Origin of the sequence: Haloterrigena salina JCM 13891 (assembly GCF_000337495.1) — an archaeon.
In the GTDB taxonomy this organism is placed as follows: domain Archaea; phylum Halobacteriota; class Halobacteria; order Halobacteriales; family Natrialbaceae; genus Haloterrigena; species Haloterrigena salina.
Window position 1 is genome coordinate 18,280 of record NZ_AOIS01000037.1, and the last position, 24,452, is coordinate 42,731.

The window sequence follows — 24,452 nt, forward strand, 5'->3', positions numbered from 1 at the left end:
CGACGTAAAACCGTTGTGGACTCCGAGAACGTCTCGAAATGTTACCAGTTCCCGTTGCGACCGGTGCTGAAACTAACCGAGCGGTCGACGAGAACCGCGAGACTCGAATTCAGATCTCGGAGTCGGCCGCTTCCGTCGCCTCGGCGGGATCGACGACCTCGCCCGTCGCGGGATAGACGCCCACCTGATCGCACACGTCGGCCATCGGGCAGGCGTCGGGATCCTCGAGGCAGGCTGGCTTGCGCGCCGTACAGTACTCGCGACCGAACTGAATCGTCGCGGTGTGGCCGAACCCGCACTTGGCGGCGGGCACCTCGCGCTCGAGCACCGCGCGAACGTCCTCGTGGTCGGCGGCGGCCGGCGCGATGCCCATCCGACGATAGATCCGGTGGACGTGCGTGTCGACGGGGAAAACGCCGCCGCGGCCGCCCGCGAACAGCAGGACACAGTCGGCGGTCTTCGGGCCGACGCCGCGGACCGAGAGGAGCGTGTCGCGGACCTCGGCGGGCTCCTCGTCCTTGACGAACGCGTCGAACGCCGCGGCGGAGCCGAACTCCTCGAGGATCCACTCGGCGGTTCGGATCAGCACCTCCGATTTTTGGTTGTAGAGGCCCGCGGAACTGATCGTCTCCGCGAGGCGCGACCGCTCGGCCGCTGCGAGCGACTCGGCGAGGTCGACATCCGGACTGCCGTACCTGTCGACCAGCGCGTCGTGGGCCGGCTGGCTCGCCTTGTCGCTGGTGTTCTGGCTCAGGATCGTGCGGACGAGGCAGGTGAAGGCGTCCTGGCCGCCGTACGTTTTCTCCCAGTACAGTTCTCCGAGCCGGTCGACGACTTCCTCCGCGCGGGTGTCGGCCGTCGACGGGTCGAACTCGGCCGCGGCGCCGCCCTCGACGCCGCCGCTGATGTTGACGGCGGGTTCGTCGTCGCTCATACGCGTCGATAGGTCCCGGTGATACGTGTGGATACCGATCTCGATCGGAGTCGAACCCCTGCTTGCGATCCGTTTCGGTATCGAAACCCCATGAATATCCATCACCACGGGAAATACCCTACCGGTATATTTTATAATATACCAGAATTATAAAGCATATTATTTTAACATCCCGCCGATTCGAGTGATGTTCGACGAGTACCCACGGCGAACGGTCGTTCGCGGAATCGGGGGCGCAGCGATCGGATCGGTTCTCGGCTCGGGGGCCGCTTCGGCGGCTGACGACTCGACCGAAGCGACAGCCAACGGACGGCGCCGATTTGGATTTTCAGGGCGTTCTGCGACGATCAGGGCCTGTTCGTTCAACGTTCGGTACGATAACCCGTCCGACGAGCACTCGTGGGACGAGCGTTTGGGTCGGGTCACTGAGACCGTCACCGAGACCGAGCCCGATCTCCTCGGCGTTCAGGAGGCGCTCGCGAACCAGTACGATGACCTCCGGAACCGACTCGAGGCGTACGAGTGGTACGGTGTCGGTCGGAACGACGGTGACCGCGAGGGCGAAATGGTTCCCGTCGCGTGGCGAGCGGATCGGTTCGAGATGCTCGACCGGGGGGCGTTCTGGCTCTCGGAGACGCCGGCGGAACCGAGCGTCGGCTGGGACGCCGACCTACCGCGCGTGACGACGTGGTCGAGCCTGCGCCACCGCGAGAGCGGCCGCCGGATCTGGTTCTGCAACACCCACTTCTCTCACGTGAGCGAGACAGCGCGCGCCGAGTCGGCGCGACTCATCCTCGAGCGAGCGCGTGATCGGGCGGCCGACGGGATGGACGTCGTCGTGACGGGCGACTTCAACGTGAAGCCGAATCGCGAGCCATATCGGATCATGACCGGCCTGAGCGACGACGAGACGTCGCCGCTCGTCGATCCCCGTCGCGAGGCCGATACGGCAACCGTCGCCGGCCCGTGGGGGACGTACCACGGCTTCACGAACCGGGTCGGCGATCGAATCGACTACGTCTTCACGGGGGACACCGCGACCGTAAACTGGTATCGGACGCTGCCGATTCTCGAGAACGCCTATCGGTCCGACCACTTGCCCGTGCTCACCGAACTCGAGTACGGATCGCGGTGGCGGTTCGGACGCGAGCGCCGGACTGGGAAGCCGGACTGGGCGCGGTCACGCGATTGAATCGGAGACCCATCGTCGCCGGGTTCGTCGGCTCGTGGCTCACTCCCGCAGATACCGAATCGCCTGTTTTCCGTCGCTCGGGTGGCCGCCGTAGGCCGGCATCCAGTCGGGATAGGTCACCGGCACGGCCGTTGCGAGGACCGAGATGAACGCCCAGTATGCCCCCGCTTGACAGACGATCGTGACCGCTTCGGTCGCCATCGACGCGGCATCGAGCAATCCCACTGCGAAGACGAGGGAACTGATCGGTCCGATCAACACGAACGCCGCGCCCCGATACCCCTCGGGTGCCGTCTCCGTGCGGCAGTAGCCGGGCCACCACGACCGCCAGCCGGACGGGTCAAGGCTAATCTCGAGGCGACCGAGGGACAGTTCCCAGCGCGGATCGGACCCGACCGTGACCCGTACTGTCCCGGGAAGCAGGGCCAGTCCCATCGCCGCGTGGGCGAGTTCGTGACCGAGAACCAGCAGCGGCACGACGACCAGATACGCCAGCACGACGAGCGCCAGAGACATAACTAATCCAACCATTCTCGATACGTATATCGTGTTGACAATCCGCAAAAAGACACCGGTCCGATTCGAATCCGCCGTCGCGCCCGGTTCACTCCACGCTGATCGTCACCGTCGCCTCGGCGCCGTCGGCCAGCGCCTCGACGAGGTCACGATCGAACCCCTCGGCCGCGAACGCCGCGCCGTTCATGATCGTCCGGTCGTCCACGTAGTCGCTGGTCCGACCGACGGCGCTGCGCTCGTTGGTGAACTCGAGGTCGGGATCGCCGCGCCCTTCGACGGTCTCCGTATAGCCGCCTGCTTCGATCGTGAACGCGATCGTGGCCTCGCGGTCCCGGCAGGCCTCGACGAACGCGGGATCGAAGTCAGCGGGCGCACGGTCGGCCTCGACGGCGAGGATGCAGTCCCCGGCGGGAGTGAGGTAGTCGTCGGTCGTTACCTCGAACGTGCTCGCGTGCTCCGCGGAGACGTTCTCGTGACCGCTGGCGCGGATGACTTCTTCCATGCCCGTCGGTTCGTTGCCGGGCGGAAAACGGCCTCGAATTGGGTTCGGGACCCGGACGGACTCGAGCGCGACGCCGCGGACCTACAGCAGGCTCGCGCCGTCGAACTCGCCGCGGCCGTAGTCGACCTCGAGGAGGTCGAGGATGGTCGGCGTGATGTCGAAGAGGTCGGCGTCGCCGATCGTGGCTTCGGGCGTGTCGATGTACAGCGACGTGTTGTCGAAGCTGTGCATACCGTTTCGCGGGCCGCTCGTGAAGATGTCCGAATCGGCCTTGAACCCGGACTTCAGGTCGAAGCCCTTGTTCGGGATCGCGACCAGGTCCGGCGCGATGTCGTCGTGGTCGCCGCGGAAGGCTTCCTCCTTCTCGACGACGCGCTCGACGACCTTGTTGCCGTCGGGACCCTCGAGCGCTTCCAGATCGGCCTTGAGCTGGTCGCGGACCTCGTCGTAGTCCTCTTCGGGGACGGAGCCGCGCGGCTCCCGACCCTCGAGGTTGATGTAGAACCGACCCGGGATGAACGAGTAGGCCTTGGTATCGTCGGCGATATCGCCCAGTTCCTCGGGGTCGTCGGTCTTGAAGGAGAGCCAGCCCTCCTCTCGAAGCCACTCGTTGAAGTGCACCTCGTAGTCGAGGCTGGTGAAGCCGTGGTCGGAGGCGACGATCATGGTAACGTCCTCGGGCAGCGCGTCGCGGAGCCGACCGATGTAGTCGTCGACCTTCTGGTAGAACTCGATGAACTCCTCTTTGTACTCGCCGTCGCGCTCATAGTCCTTGAAGAGGAAGTGGTTGACCCGGTCGGTCGTCATGAAGACGCCGAAGAAGAGGTCCCAGTCGTCCTCCTCGATGTAGTGTTTGAAGGCCTCGAAGCGCGCGTCGACCGTCGCGTGGGCGTCCTCGATGAACTCCGATTTGTCCTCCTGGTGGCCGAGTTTCGGATTGACGTCGATCCGGTAGTCCAGCGTCTCGAGGTAGTCGCGGACGTCGTCGGGGTAGGCCGCCTTCTCCAGTCCGGGCGAGAGGAATCCGGAGACCATCCGCTGGACGTTGCGCTGGGGCGGGAAGGTGACGGGAACGTTCATCACCGTCGCCTGGCGGCCGTCCTCCTGGACGCGGTCCCAGACGCGGTCGGCCTGGACCTCACGTCCCATCGGGACGTAGGTGTCGTAGGTGCCGACCTCGCGGTCCTGAAAGCCGTAGACGCCGGTCTCACCGGGGTTGACTCCGGTCGTCAGCGACGGCCAGCAGGCGCTGGACTCGGGCGGAACGATGCTCGAGATCTCGCCGGCCGTCCCTTCGTCGGCGATCGCGGCGAAGTTCGGGAACAGTTCTTCGTTCTCCGAGAGGAGACTATACGGCACGCCATCGACCCCAATAAACGCGACACGGGGGGCGTCGTCGCCCCGCAGTCGATCGAACAGACCCATGGGCGTGGGTAGTTCGACCGCATACAAGAACCTTCGTTTCGAGACACTGTGTTGAGAAGAACTGACACTAGTTCACGTGGGACCGTACGGCACCGACGGCGGGACGGCGATGCAACGACCGCTCGAACGACTGACTCGAGGCCTGCGACGGGCGCAGCGGGCTTACTCGTCCTCGTCGTCCTCGGCCGGGTCGAAGTTCTCGGGAACGACCGTCAGGTGGGCCATACCGACGCCGGACTCGGGGACGTCGGCGTCGTCGTCGGACGTTCGCGCGGACGGGTTGGTGGCTGCCATGACGAATAGACGTACCGCTGCGAGGGGGATAAAATTACCCATGCTCATAATGCATGAGGCGTGCAGACGAACATAACTCGCGCGAATCCGGGAGCGACCGCTGGCGGAACCATCGTCGTCGGCGCGAAAAAACGGCGTGGCGAGTGGCGAGCCGCGGGAGCGACTAGAAGTTCTCCTCGTAGAGCTCCTGTGCGTGTTCGATCGCGTCGTAGGCGGCCTGCTTGTCCTCCCAGCCCTGCGTCTCGACTTCCTTGCCTTCCTCCAAGTTCTTGTAGGTCGCGAAGAACTCGTCGATCTCGTCGAGTTGCTGCTGGGGGATGTCGTCGAGATCTTCGATGTGGTCGTAGCGCGGATCCTCGCTGGGGACCGCGATGACCTTGTCGTCCTGCTCGCCATCGTCGTCCATCTTCATCAGCGCGACGGGGCGGGCTTCGATGACGCAGCCGGGGAACGTCTGATCCTCGACGAGGACGAGCACGTCGAAGGGGTCCTCGTCGTCGTAGTACGACTGCGGAATGAAGCCGTAGTCGCTCGGATAGTGGACGTTACTGTGGAGCACGCGGTCTAAGACGACGCCCGGGATGTCCTTCTCGTACTCGTACTTGTTTCGCTCGCCCTTGAGACACTCCACGACGGCGTAGATCTCTTCTGGCGGATTCGGTCCGGTCTCGAGGTCTTCCCAGAGGTTGACCATGTACCGGAGACTCCATCGGTGGATCAAAAAGTACTTTCGTAATCGAGTGTCACATTGTAGACGACGGTTGCCAGATACACGACATGAGATCCGGACAAGACCCACCAGTGTCCGGCGGTTGCAAAGTCGATCGGCTAGCCGCCGATCGCGCATACGAGGGATTAGTTGACAAGTCTTAAATAGTCTGGTGACATTTGCACAAGTATGTCAGAGGCACAATCAATCACCGGCGAACAGAGTATTGCACGCGAACTCACCGCGTTCCAGACCAACATCCTCACGATCCTGGCCAAAGAGCCGATGTACGGCCTGGCGATCAAGCGCGAACTCGAGGACTACTACGGAACGGAGGTAAACCACGGGCGTCTCTACCCGAACCTCGACGAACTCGTCGACCTCGGGCTGGTCGAGAAGAGCGAACTCGACAAGCGAACCAACCAGTACTCGCTGACCGACGACGGCTACGACGCCGTCCTCGACGGCGTCCAGTGGTCGCTCTCGAAGATCGTCACTGACGACGAGCGCGCCGACGAGATCCGCGACATCGTCGAGAACAGCTACTAACGACCGCGGCTGCGATTCCACCAGAACCACTCGTTGCGGTTATCGGCCCCGACGGTCGGGGACCGAACGATCGGCCGTCTCGGAGATCAGCTCGATCGATTCCGCGATCGCGTCCCGCTGTTCGGCGGACGGCCACGCATTTCTCACGAAGTACTCGGTACGGAACTCCCGGAGCTCCGCGTCCGTGAGCTCCGCGATCGGCTTCGCGTAGTGGTTGCTCGCGAAATCGGCGAGCGTCGCGGCGTTGTCGCCGTGGACGTCGCCGTGGTTCTCGCGGACGCGCTCGACAAGTTCCCGGTTGCGCGCCGCGACGTCGTTCCAGTCGTCCGGATCGCCCGTTCCCTCGAGCGGGATCTCGACCGCGCGCGAGAGGTCGGCGATCCGGTCGGTCCGGATGACGCCCTGTTCACTGTCGTGCCACTCCGCGGGATGGAGGACGAGGGTGTCGCCGCCGTCGTCGTCGCGAACCCGGGCGGTGAAATCGTACTCGGAGAGAAGTGTCGCGCGCCGCTCCCTGCGCGCTTCGGCCTCGTTCTCGTCGGGCGTCTCGCGCGCGATCCGCGTGAGCCGTTCGGCCTCGTCGACGATGTCGGCGGGAAGTTCCGTGGTCTCGAGGTCGCCGGCCCCGTCCTCGGAGTCGGCACCGGTTTCGGCGAGCGATTCGTTCGAGTCAGTCATACCGATCCGTACGGCCTCGAGGACTTTTTCCCTTGCCGATCCGCGCCGGCCGACGGGCGATCCGGATCAGGCGGCGTCGAGGGCCTCGTTCACGAGCCCGTCCGCACGGTCGTTGACCTCTCGCGGGACGTACTCGAGGGTCCACTCGTCGAACGCGCCGAGCAGTTCGTGGACGGTGACGCGCTTCTCGCGGAGTTCGGGATTGTTGGTGTCGTACTCGCCGCGGACCTGCTTGACGATCAGTTCGGAGTCGCCGCGGACGTGGACCTCGTCGTAGCCGTAGTCGCGAGCGGCCTCGAGGCCCGCGATCAGCGCCTCGTACTCGGCCTGGTTGTTGGTCGCCGTTCCGATCGTCTCGCCGTCCTCGGCGACGATCCCGTCGCCGGTGACGATCACCCAGCCGATCGCGGCCGGGCCGGGGTTCCCGCGCGAGCCGCCGTCGAAGTAGACGTGCGCGCGACCGCCGCTCTCGCGCAACAGCGCCTCGAGGTCCCGCGGGTTCGATCCCTGGATGACGACCTTCTCGTTGTAGGCGACGGCCGTCGCAGAGCCGCGGCTCGCCCGCCAACGCTCGTGATCCGTGTTTCCGGACTCGACCGACACCCCTGCTTCCTCGAGTCGTGCTCGAGCCGTCTCGACGTCGCACTCGATGACCGGCATTCGTTGCCGATATCCGCCGGAATCGGATAAAGTCTTTCCGGTATCAAATCGTAAACCCCGCTTCTGAAGCGCTGTAGTTCCCGATATCGACAGATATTCCTCAGTGGCGGAAAACACCGACCAAGGATTTATATGCGATGGTGATACTACTATAAAAGTGCGATGACACGGTCCACCCGCCAGCGGGAGCGAACGCGTGAGACGGACGAGACCGAGGATCAGGAAGGGGTACGCGCTTGCCCCGAGTGTGAATCGGACAATCTCGTAAAGGACTCCGACCGGGGTGAGCTCATCTGTGAAGACTGTGGGCTCGTCGTGGAGGAGGAAAAAATTGACCCCGGCCCGGAGTGGCGGGCGTTCAATCATCAGGAGCGACAGGAGAAGTCCCGCGTCGGCGCGCCGACGACCCAGACGATGCACGACAAGGGGCTGACGACGACCATCGACTGGAAGGACAAAGACGCCTATGGTCGCTCCATCTCCTCGAAGAAGCGCAGTCAGATGCACCGACTGCGCAAGTGGCAGGAACGCATCCGTACCAAAGACGCCGGGGAGCGGAATCTGCAGTTCGCGCTCAGCGAGATCGACCGGATGGCCTCCGCACTCGGGGTCCCTCGGTCCGTCCGCGAGGTCGCCTCAGTCATCTATCGCCGCGCGCTGAAGGAAGACCTCATCCGTGGCCGCTCGATCGAAGGCGTGGCCACCTCCGCGCTGTACGCCGCCTGTCGAAAGGAAGGCATCCCGCGCTCCCTCGAGGAAATCTCGGAAGTCTCTCGCGTCGAACGCAAAGAGATCGGTCGCACGTATCGGTACATCTCGCAGGAACTCGGTCTCGAGATGCGCCCCGTCGACCCGAAAAAGTACGTCCCCCGCTTCTGTTCCGAACTCGAACTCTCCGAGGAAGTCCAGACCAAGGCCAACGAGATCATCGAGAAGACCGCCGAGGAAGGGCTCCTCTCGGGCAAGTCTCCCACCGGCTACGCGGCCGCCGCGATCTACGCCGCCTCGCTGCTCTGTAACGAGAAGAAGACCCAGCGAGAGGTCGCCGACGTCGCGCAGGTCACGGAAGTGACTATCCGGAACCGGTACCAGGAACAGATCGAAGCGATGGGAATCCACGGCTAACTCGTCCACGACCGTCCCGTCTTTTTATCGGCGCTATCCTCACCAGCGACTGCACAACGCTCCGAAGGCGATTACTCGTCGGTGGAGTTGTTCTCGCCGTCGGATTCGTTTCCGTTACCGTCCGCGCTCTCGTTTCCGCTCTCCCCGCCGTCGCCCTCGGTGACCGTAATCGAGATCTCGTCGGTCATGTCGTAGGCGTTGTGCTGGGCGTCGCCGGCCTGGGCACAGAGGTTGTGTTCCCCCGGCTCGAGTTCGAGTTCGGTCTCGAGTTCGCCGTTCGAGAGGTGGTAAAAGCCGTCTTCCTGCGGAATCACGTACTCCGGTTCGACGCAGCCTTCGTCGACGATCACGTGGAGGTGTCCGGCCCCGTTCTCGGGCGTCGTGTCCTCGCCAACCGGCTGCAGTTCGAAGTTCTCGACCTCTATTTCGATTCCGACGGGAGTCGAGACCTCGGCGCCGTCTTGCGGATCGACGAACGCGAGCTCGCCCTCCGGATCCGAGTAGTTGACGTTCTCGACGGGTTCGTCGTCGGTCTCGTTCTCCTCGGGTCCTTCGTCTTCGTTTGAGTCGCCGCCACAGCCGGCGACGGTGGCGATTCCGGCCACAGCGCTTGCGGTGAGGTACTGGCGTCGCGTCGGTGTTCGTGTCATGGGAAATCGATAATGTGGCGGTGCGGTGATCGAATTCGGTCGATCGGCGGCGTTCCCGGCGGCCGCTCGAGGACCGATCGGCGACCGGGTCGACGGAACGTCCATCGGCTTACGGAGACGGCAATCTGTACCCTAGCTGGCGTCTTCACGGCGAAAAACCCACGCCCTGCGTTCGCTACGGCGCCAGCCCGTCCCGGCGCTCGAGGGGAACACGCACCGTCCCGATCCGAGCGCAACCGGTATCCCATGGCGAAGTCCGTGGGCAGTGCGATCCGATTCGGGACGGAGACGTACCTCGACGGCGTTATTCGCCGTCGCCGTTCGTTTCGTTTTCTTCGGAGTCGTTGCCGCCGGTTTCGTTGCCGCCGGTTTCGTTGCCGTCGGTTTCGTTGCCGTCGCTCTCGTTGCCGTCAGTCTCGTTCGTTTCGTTGTCCTCGGTCTCGTTGGTCGCGAAACCGTTCTCCTCCTCGCTCTCGTTTTCTTCCGGCGTCTCCGATTCGTTGTCTTCCGGCGCCGCCGGCTCCTCCTGATCTTCACCGTTACCGCCACCACCACCACCATCGCCACAGCCGGCCAGCGCCGCGAGACCGACTGCGCCGCTCAGTGCGATCACTCGTCTGCGAGTAGGTTGAGTCGTCATTGTGGCCTCGCTAGATTGCCGGCGAGTGAGAGTCAAGAGAATGTGGAGCCTAGCCGCGAGGCGCTGATACCAACGCGTGTTTACGCGGCCCGGATCGAGGCGCGGTCGTCGAGCCGGTATCGACCGACCGAGACGACGTGGACGCGCGACCGAGGCGACCGGTTCGGGCGAAATCCGGCGCACCGACTCGGCGACGTCGAATCGGAAAACGAACCCTTACTGACCCGGCGGCCGCTCTCGATTCCGAGTCGCGACGGCGCGGCGAACGCGACCGGTCGGTTCGCTCACTCCTCCTTGCCGACGCTGATGACCTGTAGCAGCGAGTAGACGGGGACGCCCTCGAGTTCCTCGACGCCCTGCTTGTCCGCGAGGACCACGCAGGCAAGCGGTTCGCCGCCTTCCGCGCGGATGGCCTCGATGGTCTCGCGCATCGTCGTGCCGCTGGTGATCGTGTCGTCGACGATGTAGCACTCGCGGTCGCGGATGCCCGCGAAGTTCCGGCTGAACGTGCCGCCCAACTCATCGATGTCGCCCTCCTCCCACTGGTGTTTCGCGGGGGTGTACGTTCCCAGGTCGGTCTCGAGTTCCCGGGCGACCAGCGTCGCGATGGGGCCGCCGGCCTTCTCGATGCCGATCGTCAGATCGACGTCCTCGCCGTGTTTGGCGAGCATGTCGGCCATCGCCTCCGCGATCGCGCTCATGCGTTTGCTGTCCCGGCCAATAGCCGACCAATCGACGTGGATGTCCTGAGGGCCGCTGGGGCTCGCGGTGCCGTTCTGCGGTCGGTCGCTGGGCTGTGTCGTTGCGTCGCTGCGCTCGACGAGCCAGCTCGCCGTCTCCCGGGAGACGTTCAGTTCGTCCGCAATCTCTCCCTTCGAGAGGCCCCGGGCTGCGAGCTCGGCCGCGCTCTCGATGAGGTCGTCGACGTTTTTCATATGTGACTGAATTCGACGGCCGTTTTTATAGTCGTGTCGTCGTCGGCAGTCGCGTCGTCGGTCGGGTCCGAAAACGCTCGTTTGTACTCCTCGAGGCCGTAGACGCCGCTCACGACGTCTTCGATGACCCACGACGGCAGGCCAGCCATCGTATCGATGGCCGACGCGAAGTGATCGCGGTTCGAGTTGACGCTGCCGACGACGGCCTTGTTGTGCAAGACCAGCTCGCGGTGGAGGCGACCGCCCTCGACTTCGAAGCTCCAGTCACCGGGGACGCCCAGCAGGGCGGCGACGCCGTTGGGTGCGAGCGCCTCGATCGACTCGAACGCGTGTTTCGCGTAGCCGGTGGCCTCGTAGACGACGTCCATCGGCTCGTGGACCTCGGGAATCTCCGGGACCGGCGTCTCGCGGGAGTCGATGTACGTCACGTCGAGTTCGTCGAGGATGGCGATCGACGGATGGGGTCGGTCGCGCCGGCCCAGACAGTAGACCCGGTCGTATCCCATCGTCGTCCGGAACATCGCCGCCGTCAGCAGGCCCAACGAGCCGTTACCGAGGACGAGCACGGATTCGGGCTGCCAGTCGAACGCCGACCGCGCCGCGGCGGCGTGTTCGATGGCCTTCTCGGTGATGCTGATCGGCTCGACGAGGAAACCGACCGGCGCGAGGTCGGCGGAGATCGGTACGAGGCAATCGGCGGGACTCGTGAAGTATTCGGCCATGAAGCCGTGGGCGCCGACGATTCCGCGCTCGACGTACGCTCCCTCGGGCGCCATGTCGGGCTCGCCGCGCTCGAAGTAGTCGTTCGTCTCTACTCCCGCCGGCGGTCGACGCACCGTCGGGACGACGTACTGCCCCTCCTCGAGGTCGGTGCCGTTGGGATCTTCGACGACGCCGACGGCCTCGTGACCGAGGACGAGGCGGTCGTCGCCGTCGGGGACGCCGCCGTGACTGCCGGCGATGACCTCGTCGTCGGTGCCGTCGACGCCGACGCGGAGCGTCCGAACGAGGGCTTCGCCGGGTGCTGGTTCGGGAACGGGTAGGTCGATCAACGACGGCGTCCCCGCCCCGGGCTCAACTGCGATAGCTTTCATGTGAACTGCCTACGCACCGCAGGACTAAGTATTTATTCCTATTCGAGTAAAAACACAGGGCTCCCGTTCGCGCGTCGTCGCCGGCACTGAAAACGATTATCCGGCTGCTCCTGTCAGTAGCTCTCATGGAACGATACGATCTCGTCTATCGGCTCTACGACGAGTACGACACGGACCGGCTGCGGGAGTACCAGGCGTTCGTCGACGTCTTCCCGGCGATCGACTCCCGCGTCGCACTCGAGCACTGGCAGGGCGCCAACGAGGAACTCGAGCGGCGGAAAGACGAGATCCGCGGCGACTTCGCGGCTGGCGAGACGTTCGCGGAGGTCGCCGCCCGCGCCGACCGCGATCAGGCCTTCACCGCGCTGGACCTCGAGGCCAAGTACGGCCGCGCGGTCAACGTCCTCGTGTTGGACGTCGACGAGACGTTGCGCTCCGCGGGGGGAACGGACAACGAGATCCCCCGCGACACGCTCCACGTCCTGACGGAGTTCCACGAGGCGGGCGTCCCGATCGTCATCTGTACCGGCCAGACCTTGGAGAACGTCAAGGGGTTCGCCATCCAGGGGCTGGGCAGCGAGATCGTCCACTCGGGGAACCTCTCGATCGTCTACGAGGCCGGGACGGGCGTGTTCACGCCGGGCCACGGCGCCGACACGAAGCAACTGCTCTATGAGGAGTTAGACGCCGAGATCCGGGACGTCTTCGACGACGTTCGTGCGCGGGTGCTTCCCGAGGCTCCCGAGGGCCTCCGGCGGGGCTGTCACCTGCAGGGCAACGAGTTCAACGTCACGATGAAGCCCAACTACGAGACCGGCTCCGCGAAGGCCCGGGAGACCATCGATGCGGCGCTGGTCTACCTGATCGACCTGCTGGCCGACGCCGTCGGCACGGCCCTCGAAGCGTCGCGCGACGACGGAGCGATCGAGCTCGCGGGCGAGACGGTCACCGACTGGACGCGGGCCTTCTACGCCGATCAGGACCCCGAAATCAGGAGCGTCCTCGAGAGCGAGGGCGGCTATCCCGACCTCGATGGCGACGCCGTCCCCGAGCCGCTGACTGACGTCCTCGACCGGATCGACGTCGCCTACTACGAGGCCGACGCGGCCGAGATCGGCAGCCTCGAGTTGAACAAGGTCGTCGGCGTCGAGCGCGCGCTGGACGTGTTGGGCGTCGACGACCCGTTCTCGCTCGTGATGGGCGACTCGAAGAGCGACCTGCGCGTGATGAAATGGGCCGACGAACACGACGCGGGGATCGCCGCGGCGCCCGAACATGCCTCCCAAGACACCTTAGAGCACGTCCTCGAGACCGACGAACTCGTCTTCGACCGCGGGAAGAGCGTGGACGTGCTGCGGACGATATATGCGATGAACAGACTGGCGCGACTCGATTGAGTCGGGAGCGGAAGTCGACGTAGTCGTCTCTCGTGGCTCGCGTCGGACGGGTGCGACCGATCGTTCCGCCGCCCTAACAGCTCCGACGTGCTGACCGTCATCGACGGTGAGCAGCTGTCTTAAACGGCTGGAAGACAAAAGCCTGCTCATCAACCGGACGGGAGCGCTATCGAGTGGTAGCACGATCCGAGCGGGTGTGGCGCCGACGAGCACGCCGGCATCGCCGAGTGCCGACAGGCGCTCTCGCCACCCCTGACGTGGATCGGCGAGGCAATTATGAGACGATTCGGGTCCCCACACACGTACGACAACGGCATCGTTCATCGACCGGACTCGAGCTCTACCGACGGGGTGATCGACCGATGACGACGATCGCAGAGCTCACGCTTTCGACCGACGAATTCGCGCTCGCCGAGACGTTACAGCGACTGCCGGAGATGGAGGTCCGCGTCGAAAGCGTTGTCGCCGAGGGACCGGTGCGGACGACGCCTCTCGTCTGGTTCTCGAACGTCGATCCCGACGCGATCGACGAGGCCCTCGAAGACGATCCCACCGTCGCCGACTACCAGCAACTCCTCGAAAACACCGACGACGACGAGTGGTTCTACCGCCTCCAGTACGGCGAGGACGTCGGCTCCGTCTGTTGTGCGGTCTACTCCAACGGCGGCACGCTACTCGACGCGCAGGTCAGCGAGGGCCAGTGGACGCTCCGACTGCTCTTCCCCGAGCGCGAGGAACTCTCCGACGCCGTCTCGGCCATCGAGGAACAGGGCGCTCGCGTCGACGTCCGCCGGATGGTCGAGGCCGGCCAGGACGAGGACCTCGAGACGACCGCGGCGCTGACCGAGCCCCAGCAGGAGGCGATCGCCGAAGCCTACCGTCAGGGCTACTACGACGTCCCGCGGGAGATTTCGCTCGAGGAACTGGCTAACGAACTCAATATCTCTCACCAGGCGTTGTCCGAGCGGCTCCGTCGGGCCAACCGCGTGCTCGCCAGCGAGCAACTCGACGAGCCGACGGGCGAACTGGCGACCGAGTAGCGGTCCGGCCGAATCAGCGTGCGGATCGCGCCAAACGGCGTCGGAACGCGGGATCGCTGATTCTAACGCCCGGAACCATCCCGTCGATCGAACGTGCCGTAAGGCTGTCTTTTATGGCCGTTCACGGCGGATGAACGGCTATGTCACACCACGAACCCGGAGCCGACGACCCGCTGGATCTCCACGGCGTCGTCCCGCCGACGGTCACCGCGTTCCACGAGGACGAATCGGTCGACTACGGGACGACGGCCGAACACGCCCGCTTCGTCGTCGACCGGGGCGTCCACGGCGTCTTCCCGCTGGGAACCAACGGCGAGTTCCCGCTGCTGACCGGCGAGGAACGACGGGGCGTCGTCGAGGCCGTCGTCGACGAAGTCGGCGGCGAGGTCCCCGTCATCGCCGGCGTCGGCGCGCCGAGTACCTACGAGACCATCGCACACGCCGAACACGCCGAGTCCGTCGGCGCCGACGGCATCGTCGTCGTCACGCCCTACTACTATCCGGTCGACCACGAGGCCGCGCTCACCCACTACCGGCGCGTCGCCGAGGCCGTCTCTCTGCCGGTCTACGTCTATCACATCCCCAGCAAGACCGGCAACGAACTCGCCCTCGAGACGCTCGCCGAACTCACCGAGATCGACAATCTCGCGGGCGTCAAGGACTCGAGCAAGAACGTTCCCTGGCTCGCCCAGGCGATCGACGCCCATCCCGACCTGACCTTCCTCGCGGGGTCGGACTCGCTGCTGTTTACGGGGCTGGAGATCGGTTGTTCCGGTCTCGTCAGCGCCGTCGCGAACGTCTTCCCGGAACTCGTCGTCGACGTCTACGAAGCCTACGACGACGGCGACGAGGAGCGCGCCCGCGAACTGCAGAGCCGGGTGTTCGACGTCCGCGACGCGTTCAAACACGGCGGCGGGTACATGTCCGGCGTCAAGACCGCTCTGCGGTTCCGGGGATTCGACGCCGGGCCGCTCCGGAGTCCCCTCCGGCTGAAAGACGAGGCGTCGGCCGACGAACTGCGCGAGCGACTCGAGGCGCTCGAGTTACAGGATGAGCGCTCTCGTTCGAACGGTTCCGGTGAGCAGTAGCGTCCGGCCGTCCGTGTCGATCGAGTAGTCCTCGAGCGTCGCGAACTCGTCGCCGATGTCGCGGTTCGAATCGACGTAGTCGTCGAGGGTGTCCGCGTCGGCGGCGCCCTCGCTCTCGTACAGGTAGACCTTGCGGAGATCGGTCGAGTCGCCGTCGAACTCGTGCGCGGTCGCCGTCCCGACCAACCCCTCCTCCCAGTCGCCGAAGTCGTTGGCCTTCTTCCGATCGGCGAGTTCCTCGTCGGACAGGTCGTCGAGGTCGGTGTCACTGGGTAGCCCCAACTGCGTCTTCAGCCGTGACTCGGCCGACTCGTGAACGGTCGAGTCGTCCATATGTCCGTTATCGAACGACGACAGCAACGCCTCGCCGTCGTCCGTCTCGGACCAGCGCCCGTCCGCGTTCGCGTGGGCGTCGATCGCCGCCTCGAGCGCGGCGGTCGCATCGAGATAGCCGTCGCCGTCCGCTTCGACGACGTACTCGTCGCTGACGCCGAAGGCTCGTCCATCGGTCTCGTAGAGATCGAACCCCTCGCGTTCGCCGGCGCTCTCGAGGCCGTTGTCGCTGTCCTCGGGGAATTGACCGTCGGCCCAGTCGTTCAGGTTCTCCTCGATGGTCGCGGGGTCGAACGACCCCGCAAACGTGGCGACAGTGAGCGACTGCCGTTCCGTCCGTTCCCTGTCTCTGTATCCCGTGTTGTAGGAGTACGTGAACTCGTAGTTCACGCGCTGGGAGAGTTGCCAATCGAGGTCGCTCGCGCTCACACCGACTCTGCTCCGCCGGTCGGACCCTTGCTGGAGCGGCCAGTAGGTGAGGAGTTCCTCCTCGTTGTCGAAGACGGCCTGGGGGACGACGCCGTTGAACGTTCGGTTTCGCTGCTCGTTGCTCTGTAGTTCGGCGCTCTCGTAATCGTTCGACAGTTCGTCGTCCCGGAAGAGGTCCGTGAACGAGGGGGCGACGAGCCACGAGTCGACGTCGGCGTTCGACGCGCCGCCGTCGCCGACGAACGGGAGGCTACTCGTACACCCGGCCAGTCCCCCGAGACCGACCGCGGCCGCGCCTGCACTGCTAGTTCGTAGGAAGTTCCGTCTGGAGATGTCCTCAGACATTACACTATCAGTTACAGTAACTCCAGATAGTATTTCCGGTTTACTTTTATTTGTCCATAGTTTACCAATCATATTAATAACCAATCTGTGGCGCCCGTCGATGGACCGACGGGGGTGACTATGTGTCCAGCGGTCGTCCGGCCCGTATGGAGGAGTCCGACGAACGGGCCGCGATCAGGGACACGGTCCGCGAGTTCGCCGCGGAAGAGATCCGACCGGTTGCGCGGGAGGCCGACGAGAGCCAGTCGTTCCCCGAGGAGATCTGGGACGGCCTCGCCGAACTGGACCTGACGGCGTTGACTGTCCCCGAGAAGTACGGCGGCTACGACGCCGATCCGATCACCGCCGCGATCGTCAACGAGGAGGTCGCCTACGGCGCACTGGCGGTGGCGACGGCGCTATCGGTCCACTCGCTGGCGACCTCCTGTATCGCGGAGTTCGGCGGCGAGGACCAGCGGGAGCGCTGGCTACCCGAGATGGCCGACGGTCGGCCGGTCGGTGCGTTCGCGCTCTCGGAGCCCCACGCGGGGTCGAACCCGGCCGAGATGTCGACCGAGGCCAGACGAGACTCCGCCGAGGAAACCTCGGCTGATCCTCGAGAAGCTGAAGCTACTCGAGACGGCGACGAGTACGTCATTAACGGCGAGAAACAGTGGATTACGAACGGGCAACGCGCCGGCGTCTACATCCTCTTCGCGAAGACCGACCGCGACGACCCGGACTCGGTCACGCAGTTTCTGGTCCCCGGCGACGTCGACGGCCTCACCGTCGGCGAAAAGGAGGACAAACTCGGCCTCCGTGCGAGCGACACCACGAGTCTGACCTTCGACGACGTCCGGATTCCGGCGGAAAACCGGCTCACCGAGGAGGGCCGAGGCCTCTCCGCCGCCTTCCACATCCTCACCGGCGGGCGGATCGCCATCGCCGCGCAATCGGTCGGCCTCGCGCAGGCGGCCCTCGACGAGGCGCTGGCCTACAGCCAGGAGCGCGAGCAGTTCGGCGACCCGATCGCGGAGATCCAGTCGATCCGACACAAACTCGCCGAGATGGCCACCCGAACGAAGGCCGCGCGCCTGCTGACGCGCGACGCCGCCCGGACGCGCCACGAAACCGACGGCACGGGCGCGCTCGAGGCCAGCATGGCCAAGTACTTCGCGAGCGAGACGGCGATGTTCGTCACGAACGAGGCCGTCCAGATTCACGGCAGCTACGGCTACGTCACCGAGGGCGAGGTCGAGCGCTTCTACCGGGACGCCAAGATCACCGAGATCTACGAGGGGACCACGGAGATCCAGAAGACCGTGATCGCTCGAGAGCTACTCGAGTGAGCCAATCCGAGACCGGGACGGAGGACGGACTGCACTACGGGCGAGACGCGGCCTTCTTTCACCTTCGGCGACGATTGCGGACGAATGCCCACTCGCAAGCGCGCGGAAGCGGCGCTCGAACGCGCCGCGGACGGGGAGCGAACGCGCGAACTCCTCGAAGAACTGGAGGAATCGGCCGACGCGGTCGACGACGACGAACTACACCAACGGCTCACGCTGGCCGTCTACAGGTTCCTCGAGGACGAGCCGGCGCTGTTCGTCGACGATCCGGCGGCGTTCTTCCGCGAACTGCGCACGTCGGACGGGTTCGCGGAGGGAACGCTGATCACGTTCAGCGCGGTCGCCGAGGAGCCACCCGAGGCCTTCGCGGATCACGTCGACGACCTGCTCGCCTTGCTGACCAGCGGAAACGACCTCAAACGAGGACTGGCCCTTCGCTGTCTCTACCACCTCGCCGTCCGGGTGCCGTACGCGATCGGCGGCGCGACCCACGCGTTCCGGGCCTGCCTCGACGATCCGAACGCGCGGATTCGGGGAACGGCGTGTCTCGCGCTCGGGACCCTCGAGTCGAACGACGCTCGAGACGCGCTCGAGGACCGACTCCGCGACGAGTCCGAATACGTCCGCGAGGCGGCCGCGTGGGCGACGGCGCGACTCGAGGAGGATACCCCCGCCACGGAGCCGACCGGCTCGTGGGAACGAACCCATTTCGAATCGCTCGACCCCCTCGAATTCGAGTCCCTCGTCGCTGACCTCTGGGACGCGATGGGATATCGAACGGAGGAGACCGGAGCGGGGCCGGACGGCGGGATCGACGTCGTCGCCGCGACCGACACGGAACGGATCGCCATCCAGGTCAAGCGATATCTCGAGACGTCGGCGACGGGTCCCGAGACGCAGCAGGTCGCCGGACAGACCGCACGGAGCGAGTTCGACCGCGCGGTTCTCGTCACGAGTTCCGGATTCACGACTCCCGCCGAGCGGTTCGCCGACGACGCGACCGGCGTCGAACTCATCGACGGGCGCAGCCTCTGCGATCTCCTCGACGTGAACGGCCTCGAGCCGGAATCGTATCGGTAGCTTCGCCGTGGATCGACGGCGAACAGTATATTCCCTTCCCGGTCGTATCAGCACGCGTGACCGACTACGACGCCGTCGTCTACGATCTCGATGGAACGCTCGCCGATCTCGACGTCGACTGGGACGCCGTCGCCGCCGACGTCCTCGAGGTCTACGAAGCCGCGGATATCGAGCCGCCAAGCCGGGAGCTGTGGGAACTGCTCGACGCCGCGAGCGACGTCGGCCTCGGATCCGAGGTCGAGTCGACGATCGCGGCCCACGAGCGCACGGGCGCCGAAACGGCCCCGCGGCTGGCCCACGCCGACGAACTCCTCGAGCAGGCGGTCCCCGTCGGGGTCTGTTCGCTGAACTGCGAGGCGGCCTGCCGGATCGCCCTCGAGGAACACGGCCTCGCCGAGGCGGTCGACGCGGTGGTCGGCCGGGACACGGTCGCGACCCGAAAGCCGGATCCGGAACCGCTGCTCGAGGCGGTCGGCGAACTCGGCGCCGAGCCCGGACGGGCGCTGTTCGTGGGCGATTCCGACCGGGATCGGCTGACCGCCGAACGGGCGGGCGTCGCCTTCGAGTTCGTCGGCGACGGCCCCTCGGGCGTCTGAGTGGTCAGGCCTGGTTGCGCTTCGCGTACGCGAAAACGATGAGGGCGGTACAGAACCAGATCGGCGCGCCGACGCGGACCGCGAACTCCGCGCGGGCGCCCCAGGAGGGCAGGTCGGCGTTTATCGAGAGGAAGGCGACGATCGGCGCGCCGATGAGGATCGTGGCGACGAAGGTGACCTGCATCACCCAGCCGTAGTCGACTCCCTCCGGGTTCGTCGTTTCGACGCGTTCGGGCACGGCAGACAGTGGCGGCCCGGCCCTCTTAATAACCGCGTATTTCGTCGCCGTTACGGTCGCTGACCGCCGTCGGCTATCCACGACCCGCCGTGCGTGCGTCGGAAACGGAGCCATTTAATCGTCGGCGACGAACCTGTGCGTATGCCAACCGTACGGGACGTCAGGGAGCGGGCGGGCGAGGAACCGATCACGATGCTGACGGCCTACGACGCGCCGACGGCCGAGATCGTCGACGACGCGGGCGTCGACATCATTCTCGTCGGCGACAGCGTCGGTAACGTGGTGCTGGGCCACGAGACGACGGTTCCAGTCACCGTCGACGGGATCGCCCACCACGTCGGCGCGGTCTCGCGGGCCACCGACGACGCGCTGGTCGTCGCCGACATGCCCTTCCTCTCCTTCGGCGTCGACGAGAGCGAGAGCATCGAGAACGCCGGCCGGATGCTCAAAGAGGAGGGCGCGCAGGCGGTCAAACTCGAGAGCGGTCCCCACACCGTCGACCTCACCGAGAAGATGGTCCAGCTCGGGATTCCGGTGATGGCCCACCTCGGCCTGACGCCCCAGCACGTCAACCAGTACGGCGGCTACCCCCGGCAGGGGACCGATCAGGCGGCCGCCGAGCGGATGCTCGAACTCGCGATCGAACACGAGGAAGCCGGCGCGTTCTCGCTGGTCTTAGAGCACGTGCCGTCGAACGTCGCGGCCGAGATCACCGAGGCGCTCGATATTCCGACCATCGGTATCGGCGCCGGCCCGAACTGCGACGGGCAGGTGCTCGTGTTCGACGACGCGGTCGGCATCAGCGAGTGGACGCCCTCCTTCTCCGAACAATTTGGTAACGTCCGCGCGGAGATGGAATCAGCCGTCGACGACTACGTCGACGCCGTCGAATCCGGCGCGTTCCCGGCCGCAGAACACAGCCACGAGGAGAGCGACCTCGAGGACCTCTACTGAACGGATCGGTTGTGACTCGGTATCGACCGCGAACGCGAGTCGTCGCGCCGTCGATTCTCCGACTCATCGATTCGTCGCTCCGATTCCGGTCGATCTCGAGCGAGAGCCGGCCGCCTACGCCGCGTCGCCTCGCTCGAAGACGATATCCAGAAACTCGCCGAGTGCGGCGTTGAACGCGGTCGGTTGCTCGACCATCGCCAGATGGGCCGCGTCCTCGAGTTCCGCGATCCAGGCGTCGTCGATCTCCTCGGCGAGGTACTCGTGGTACCACGGCGGCGTCAGCTGGTCGTGTTCGCCACAGAGCGCCAGCGCGGGGACGTCGATCGCGCCGAGGTCGTCGCGCACGTCGAACCCGTGGCAGGTCAGGAAGTCCCGATGGGTGACCGCTTGGCCGGTCTCGCGGAGCTGTTTCTTCGACTCCTCCTCGAGTTCCGGCTCGGGGTCGTGAAAGAGCCGATCCGGGCCGTGGAGGAACTCGACCGCGCGCTCGAAGTCGTTGGCCAGCCAGTCGAGTAAGTCCTCTAAGACGCCGAGCCGGGCGCCGGTGCCGACGAGCACCGCCGCGTCGAGATCGGTGTCGCGTTCGATCAGGAGCTGCAGGGCGACCGCGCCGCCCAGCGAGTTGCCCACCAGCACGCGGCTGTCGGTCGCCTCGAGGACGGCCAGCACGTCATCGACGTACGCCGAGAGCGTCGCGTAGCCCGCGCGGGCGTCGATGTCGTCGGAGTCGCCGTGGCCGCTCAGATCGAGCGCGACGACCGGGTTGCGATCGGCGAGGCAGTGCTGGGCGGACCAGACGTCGCGCGAACTGCCGCTCCCGTGGACGAAGCAGATCGGCGGTCCGTCCCCGCCGCGGTCGGCGACCTCGTAGACCGTCTCTCGGCCGTGGTGTGATACCGTCTCCATACGTAGTCGAACGACAGGAACAGGGATAAAGACTCGATCCGGGTCGGGCGTCCGGTCGGCCCGGGCCCGTTCGAACCGCGCGACCGAACAACGGCCGTCCGGATCCGACCGCTCCGCTGTGAACTACGAACAACCGTTTTCGAACCAACCCCGACGCCGTCCCTGGGTTTGTCGACGAAACATTTATATACTCCTAGAGCTTACTTTGGGTTAGTTGAAAGATGACACTCGAACAATTCACTCGCGAAGAGGGGCAGGTAGCCCGCCGGTACGAGTACGACGACGCGACGGTGCTGGCCGTCGACTTCGGTAGCGAGAACGCCGACGCGACGGTCGATCTCGTCGATGACACGGTCATCGTCGTCCTCGGCGACGAGCAGTACGACCTCGAGCTACCGAACGGTGCAGACGACGCGCACACGTTTATCAAAAACGGGGTCCTGACTGTCGAAGTGGAGGGCGATCTATGAAACTCACCGTTAAACCACTGAAACAGAAGGACGCCGGCCGCGGACTCGCCGCGATCGATCGCGTCTCGATGCGCGAGCTCGACCTCGAGAACGGCGACTACATCGTAATCGATGGCGCGGGCGACAGCCAGGCCGTCGCGCGCGTCTGGCCCGGCTACCCGGAGGACGAGGGACGGGGGATCATCCGAATCGACGGCCGCCTCCGCCAGGAGGCCGACGTCGGGATCGACGACAACGTCAGCGTCGAGCCCGCCGACGTCAACCCCGCCAAGTCGGTCACGGTCGCGCTGCCCCAGAACCTCCGCATTCGCGGAGACATCGGGCCGCTCGTCCGCGACAAGCTGTCCGGGCAGGCCGTCACCGAGGGCCAGACGGTGCCGTTCTCGCTTTCGTTCGGTCCGATGGCCAGCTCCGGCCAGTCGGTGCCGCTGAAGATCGCGAGCACCTCGCCGTCGGGCACGGTCGTCATCACTGACTCGACGAACATCGAGATCTCCGAGACGCCCGCAGAGCAGGTGAGCTCGGGTAGCGGCGCCTCCACCGAGGGGGTCCCGAACGTCACCTACGAGGACATCGGCGGCTTAGACAACGAGCTCGACCAGGTTCGCGAGATGATCGAGCTGCCGATGCGCCACCCCGAGCTGTTCCAGCAGCTCGGCATCGAGCCGCCGAAGGGCGTCCTCCTGCACGGCCCGCCGGGCACCGGGAAGACCCTGATGGCCAAGGCCGTCGCCAACGAGATCGACGCCCACTTCGAGACGATCTCCGGCCCGGAGATCATGTCGAAGTACTACGGTGAGAGCGAGGAGCAGCTCCGCGAGGTCTTCGAAGAGGCCGAGGAGAACGCTCCCGCGATCATCTTCATCGACGAACTCGACTCGATCGCCGCCAAGCGCGAAGACGCCGGTGGCGACGTCGAACGGCGTGTGGTCGCGCAACTGCTCAGCCTGATGGACGGGCTCGAGGAGCGCGGTCGCGTCACCGTCATCGCGGCGACCAACCGCATCGACGACATCGACCCCGCGCTCCGGCGCGGCGGCCGATTCGACCGCGAGATCGAGATCGGCGTCCCGGACAAGGACGGCCGCAAGGAGATCCTGCAGGTCCACACCCGCGGGATGCCCCTCCAGGAGTCGATCGACCTCGACCAGTACGCCGAGAATACCCACGGCTTCGTCGGGGCCGACTTAGAGAGCCTCACCCGCGAGGGCGCGATGAACGCCCTCCGGCGCATCCGTCCCGACCTCGACCTGGAGGAAGACGAAATCGACGCCGAGGTCTTAGAGACCCTCGAGGTCACCGAGGGCGACTTCAAGGAGGCGCTCAAGGGCATCCAGCCCTCGGCGATGCGCGAGGTCTTCGTCGAGGTCCCTGACGTCACCTGGGACGACGTCGGCGGTCTCGAGGACACCAAGGAGCGCCTCCGTGAGAACGTCCAGTGGCCGCTGGACTACCCCGAGGTGTTCGACGAACTCGACATGCAGGCCGCCAAGGGCGTCCTCATGTACGGGCCGCCCGGCACCGGGAAGACGCTGCTCGCCAAAGCGGTCGCCAACGAGGCCCAGTCGAACTTCATCTCGATCAAGGGCCCCGAACTGCTGAACAAGTACGTCGGGGAGTCCGAGAAGGGCGTCCGCGAGGTCTTCGAGAAGGCCCGCGCGAACGCCCCGACCGTGATCTTCTTCGACGAGATCGACTCGATCGCGGGCCAGCGCGGCCGCCAGCAGAGCGACTCCGGCGTCGGCGAACGCGTCGTCTCCCAGCTGCTGACCGAACTGGACGGCCTCGAGGAACTCGAGGACGTCGTCGTGATCGCCACGACCAACCGACCGGACCTGATCGACAAGGCCCTGCTCCGTCCCGGACGGCTGGACCGCCACGTCCACGTGCCCGTTCCCGACGAGGGGGCTCGCAAGAAGATCTTCGAGGTCCACACCCGCGACAAGCCCCTGGCCGACGCGGTCGACCTCGACTGGCTCGCCGGCGAGACCGAGGGCTACGTCGGCGCCGACATCGAAGCGGTCACCCGCGAGGCCTCGATGGCCGCCAGCCGCGAGTTCATCAACTCGGTCGACCCCGAGGAGATGGCCGACACCATCGGCAACGTCCGCATCAGCAAGGAGCACTTCGAGCACGCCCTCGAGGAGGTCAACCCGAGCGTGACCCCCGAAACGCGCGAGCAGTACGAGGAGATCGAAGAGCAGTTCGACACCGCCGAACCAGCCCAGGAAGAGGAACAGCTCGGCCGCACCTTCCAGTAAGGGCGACCTCGCAGCGGTCGTCGGCCGCGGTTTTTCATTTTTAAGCGGATGACCCGCTCGTTCGATAGCGGGGCGTCTGAAAAC

Annotated in this window: 27 protein-coding genes; 12 read left to right on the forward strand and 15 right to left on the reverse strand. The window is 65.5% G+C overall.

Features of this window, described 5'->3' with window-relative positions:
* Nucleotides 1-109: 109 nt before the first annotated feature.
* Nucleotides 110-934, reverse strand: coding sequence for an endonuclease III domain-containing protein (locus C477_RS10680; protein WP_008894500.1), 825 nt, complete (start codon nucleotides 932-934; stop codon nucleotides 110-112).
* 346 nt (nucleotides 935-1,280) lie between these two features.
* Here C477_RS10680 and C477_RS10685 point away from each other — a divergent pair, with 346 nt between their 5' ends.
* A complete protein-coding gene (locus C477_RS10685; RefSeq protein WP_275040467.1) occupies nucleotides 1,281-2,126 on the forward strand; it encodes an endonuclease/exonuclease/phosphatase family protein in 846 nt (281 codons plus the stop codon).
* 39 nt (nucleotides 2,127-2,165) lie between these two features.
* On the opposite strand, the gene C477_RS10690 is transcribed toward C477_RS10685, so the two are convergent.
* The 5 genes from C477_RS10690 to C477_RS10705 all read right to left on the reverse strand — a co-directional run bounded on the left by C477_RS10690 (nucleotide 2,166) and on the right by C477_RS10705 (nucleotide 5,557).
* On the reverse strand, nucleotides 2,166-2,642 hold the full coding sequence (locus tag C477_RS10690; protein WP_008894502.1) for a hypothetical protein: 477 nt from the start codon (nucleotides 2,640-2,642) through the stop codon (nucleotides 2,166-2,168).
* Nucleotides 2,643-2,730: 88 nt separating this feature from the next.
* Complete coding sequence (locus tag C477_RS10695; protein ID WP_008894503.1) at nucleotides 2,731-3,144, reverse strand: DUF371 domain-containing protein; 414 nt, start codon at nucleotides 3,142-3,144, stop codon at nucleotides 2,731-2,733.
* 81 nt (nucleotides 3,145-3,225) lie between these two features.
* The gene (locus C477_RS10700) at nucleotides 3,226-4,569 is read right to left on the reverse strand and encodes an alkaline phosphatase family protein (protein ID WP_008894504.1); all 1,344 of its coding nucleotides are present in this window, start codon (nucleotides 4,567-4,569) and stop codon (nucleotides 3,226-3,228) included.
* A 162-nt stretch (nucleotides 4,570-4,731) separates the two neighbouring features.
* A complete protein-coding gene (locus C477_RS24715; RefSeq protein ID WP_008894505.1) occupies nucleotides 4,732-4,863 on the reverse strand; it encodes a hypothetical protein in 132 nt (43 codons plus the stop codon).
* Between the two features lie 163 nt (nucleotides 4,864-5,026).
* Nucleotides 5,027-5,557 (reverse strand): inorganic diphosphatase, encoded by a 531-nt coding sequence (locus tag C477_RS10705; protein ID WP_008894506.1) that lies wholly within the window; start codon nucleotides 5,555-5,557, stop codon nucleotides 5,027-5,029.
* A 204-nt stretch (nucleotides 5,558-5,761) separates the two neighbouring features.
* Here C477_RS10705 and C477_RS10710 point away from each other — a divergent pair, with 204 nt between their 5' ends.
* Nucleotides 5,762-6,121: a PadR family transcriptional regulator gene (locus tag C477_RS10710; RefSeq protein ID WP_008894507.1), complete on the forward strand. Its 360-nt coding sequence runs from the start codon at nucleotides 5,762-5,764 to the stop codon at nucleotides 6,119-6,121.
* Between the two features lie 39 nt (nucleotides 6,122-6,160).
* Here the strand turns inward: C477_RS10710 and C477_RS10715 are convergent, their stop codons facing one another.
* Together C477_RS10715 and rnhA are read right to left on the reverse strand one after the other, a co-directional pair.
* A complete protein-coding gene (locus tag C477_RS10715) occupies nucleotides 6,161-6,799 on the reverse strand; it encodes a DUF7108 family protein (RefSeq protein WP_008894508.1) in 639 nt (212 codons plus the stop codon).
* A gap of 66 nt (nucleotides 6,800-6,865) precedes the next feature.
* Nucleotides 6,866-7,459 (reverse strand): ribonuclease HI, encoded by a 594-nt coding sequence (rnhA, locus tag C477_RS10720; RefSeq protein ID WP_008894509.1) that lies wholly within the window; start codon nucleotides 7,457-7,459, stop codon nucleotides 6,866-6,868.
* 162 nt (nucleotides 7,460-7,621) lie between these two features.
* On the opposite strand from rnhA, the gene C477_RS10725 reads away from it, so the two are divergent.
* A complete protein-coding gene (locus C477_RS10725) occupies nucleotides 7,622-8,584 on the forward strand; it encodes a transcription initiation factor IIB (protein ID WP_006108914.1) in 963 nt (320 codons plus the stop codon).
* Nucleotides 8,585-8,655: 71 nt separating this feature from the next.
* On the opposite strand, the gene C477_RS10730 is transcribed toward C477_RS10725, so the two are convergent.
* The 4 genes from C477_RS10730 to C477_RS10750 all read right to left on the reverse strand — a co-directional run bounded on the left by C477_RS10730 (nucleotide 8,656) and on the right by C477_RS10750 (nucleotide 11,903).
* Nucleotides 8,656-9,234, reverse strand: coding sequence for a DUF4399 domain-containing protein (locus C477_RS10730; protein ID WP_152423309.1), 579 nt, complete (start codon nucleotides 9,232-9,234; stop codon nucleotides 8,656-8,658).
* Between the two features lie 304 nt (nucleotides 9,235-9,538).
* On the reverse strand, nucleotides 9,539-9,874 hold the full coding sequence (locus C477_RS10735) for a hypothetical protein (RefSeq protein WP_049914488.1): 336 nt from the start codon (nucleotides 9,872-9,874) through the stop codon (nucleotides 9,539-9,541).
* Nucleotides 9,875-10,158: 284 nt separating this feature from the next.
* Nucleotides 10,159-10,809, reverse strand: a complete 651-nt coding sequence (gfcR, locus tag C477_RS10745; RefSeq protein ID WP_008894513.1) for a transcriptional regulator GfcR — start codon at nucleotides 10,807-10,809, stop codon at nucleotides 10,159-10,161.
* On the reverse strand, nucleotides 10,806-11,903 hold the full coding sequence (locus C477_RS10750; RefSeq protein WP_008894514.1) for a glucose 1-dehydrogenase: 1,098 nt from the start codon (nucleotides 11,901-11,903) through the stop codon (nucleotides 10,806-10,808). Before C477_RS10750 ends, gfcR begins: the two co-directional genes overlap by 4 nt.
* 125 nt (nucleotides 11,904-12,028) lie before the next feature.
* On the opposite strand from C477_RS10750, the gene C477_RS10755 reads away from it, so the two are divergent.
* The 3 genes from C477_RS10755 to C477_RS10765 all read left to right on the forward strand — a co-directional run bounded on the left by C477_RS10755 (nucleotide 12,029) and on the right by C477_RS10765 (nucleotide 15,428).
* Nucleotides 12,029-13,300: an HAD family hydrolase gene (locus tag C477_RS10755; RefSeq protein ID WP_008894515.1), complete on the forward strand. Its 1,272-nt coding sequence runs from the start codon at nucleotides 12,029-12,031 to the stop codon at nucleotides 13,298-13,300.
* 362 nt (nucleotides 13,301-13,662) lie between these two features.
* On the forward strand, nucleotides 13,663-14,340 hold the full coding sequence (locus tag C477_RS10760; protein ID WP_008894516.1) for a helix-turn-helix domain-containing protein: 678 nt from the start codon (nucleotides 13,663-13,665) through the stop codon (nucleotides 14,338-14,340).
* Between the two features lie 140 nt (nucleotides 14,341-14,480).
* Nucleotides 14,481-15,428: a dihydrodipicolinate synthase family protein gene (locus C477_RS10765; RefSeq protein ID WP_008894517.1), complete on the forward strand. Its 948-nt coding sequence runs from the start codon at nucleotides 14,481-14,483 to the stop codon at nucleotides 15,426-15,428.
* Here C477_RS10765 and C477_RS10770 read toward each other — a convergent pair.
* The gene (locus C477_RS10770) at nucleotides 15,384-16,535 is read right to left on the reverse strand and encodes a twin-arginine translocation signal domain-containing protein (protein ID WP_008894518.1); all 1,152 of its coding nucleotides are present in this window, start codon (nucleotides 16,533-16,535) and stop codon (nucleotides 15,384-15,386) included. The two genes, C477_RS10765 and C477_RS10770, sit on opposite strands and share 45 nt — an antisense overlap.
* A 146-nt stretch (nucleotides 16,536-16,681) precedes the next feature.
* Here C477_RS10770 and C477_RS10775 point away from each other — a divergent pair, with 146 nt between their 5' ends.
* From C477_RS10775 to C477_RS10785, 3 genes are all read left to right on the forward strand, one after another.
* Nucleotides 16,682-17,863, forward strand: a complete 1,182-nt coding sequence (locus C477_RS10775; protein WP_008894519.1) for an acyl-CoA dehydrogenase family protein — start codon at nucleotides 16,682-16,684, stop codon at nucleotides 17,861-17,863.
* Between the two features lie 84 nt (nucleotides 17,864-17,947).
* Nucleotides 17,948-18,943, forward strand: a complete 996-nt coding sequence (locus C477_RS10780) for a restriction endonuclease (RefSeq protein WP_008894520.1) — start codon at nucleotides 17,948-17,950, stop codon at nucleotides 18,941-18,943.
* A 56-nt stretch (nucleotides 18,944-18,999) separates the two neighbouring features.
* The gene (locus tag C477_RS10785) at nucleotides 19,000-19,539 is read left to right on the forward strand and encodes an HAD family hydrolase (RefSeq protein ID WP_008894521.1); all 540 of its coding nucleotides are present in this window, start codon (nucleotides 19,000-19,002) and stop codon (nucleotides 19,537-19,539) included.
* Between the two features lie 4 nt (nucleotides 19,540-19,543).
* On the opposite strand, the gene C477_RS10790 is transcribed toward C477_RS10785, so the two are convergent.
* Complete coding sequence (locus C477_RS10790; RefSeq protein ID WP_008894522.1) at nucleotides 19,544-19,777, reverse strand: DUF5822 domain-containing protein; 234 nt, start codon at nucleotides 19,775-19,777, stop codon at nucleotides 19,544-19,546.
* A 141-nt stretch (nucleotides 19,778-19,918) separates the two neighbouring features.
* Here C477_RS10790 and panB point away from each other — a divergent pair, with 141 nt between their 5' ends.
* Complete coding sequence (gene panB, locus C477_RS10795) at nucleotides 19,919-20,731, forward strand: 3-methyl-2-oxobutanoate hydroxymethyltransferase (protein ID WP_008894523.1); 813 nt, start codon at nucleotides 19,919-19,921, stop codon at nucleotides 20,729-20,731.
* Nucleotides 20,732-20,845: 114 nt separating this feature from the next.
* Here the strand turns inward: panB and C477_RS10800 are convergent, their stop codons facing one another.
* Nucleotides 20,846-21,637, reverse strand: a complete 792-nt coding sequence (locus C477_RS10800) for an alpha/beta fold hydrolase (RefSeq protein ID WP_008894524.1) — start codon at nucleotides 21,635-21,637, stop codon at nucleotides 20,846-20,848.
* A 221-nt stretch (nucleotides 21,638-21,858) separates the two neighbouring features.
* Here C477_RS10800 and C477_RS10805 point away from each other — a divergent pair, with 221 nt between their 5' ends.
* Entirely contained in the window at nucleotides 21,859-22,107 is a 249-nt protein-coding gene (locus tag C477_RS10805) for a DUF7127 family protein (protein WP_008894525.1), read from the forward strand.
* Entirely contained in the window at nucleotides 22,104-24,368 is a 2,265-nt protein-coding gene (locus C477_RS10810; RefSeq protein ID WP_008894526.1) for a CDC48 family AAA ATPase, read from the forward strand. Before C477_RS10805 ends, C477_RS10810 begins: the two co-directional genes overlap by 4 nt.
* Nucleotides 24,369-24,452 lie beyond the last annotated feature (84 nt).